At 41.5% G+C, this 364-nt stretch carries 1 protein-coding gene; it reads right to left on the bottom strand.

Features of this window, described 5'->3' with window-relative positions; all coding sequences use genetic code 11:
• Nucleotides 1–364 (bottom strand): prealbumin-like fold domain-containing protein (locus tag NE591_RS13325; protein WP_256156872.1); only part of this gene is annotated, 364 nt, incomplete at both ends.

Genomic DNA, 364 nt, shown 5'->3' with positions numbered 1-364 from the left:
ATGGTATATCCGCCAGATACATTTTTAGCTTCTACCGTGACCAAAGCACCCAGTGTGTCATACTGCGCTTCAAGATTAAAGGTTATTGGCGCCGTGAGGGGCTTATAACCTGTTGGATTCCCCGTTTCTGTTAAGGTATAATTTTCAAGACTTTTAAGACCATAAAAGGTAAAGCTTCCATTTGTACCGGAATTACCAGACCAGCTTGCATAGTAGGGTGCTTGACTGCTATTTCCGCTTAATGTAAAAACAGCACCATCCAGCGGATTTCCATCTTGATCAATCTTATTTACGTTCAGCCCAAAACTATAGACCTTTGGAAGCTCTGGTATTTCATAAATCTCGGTTAGACTTTCATCTCCTG

Origin of the sequence: Adlercreutzia sp. DFI.6.23 (assembly GCF_024462535.1) — a bacterium.
Lineage (GTDB): Bacteria > Actinomycetota > Coriobacteriia > Coriobacteriales > Eggerthellaceae > Adlercreutzia > Adlercreutzia rubneri.
The sequence above is the reverse complement of the archived record's forward strand: the minus strand, read 5'-3'. Positions and strand labels throughout refer to the sequence as shown.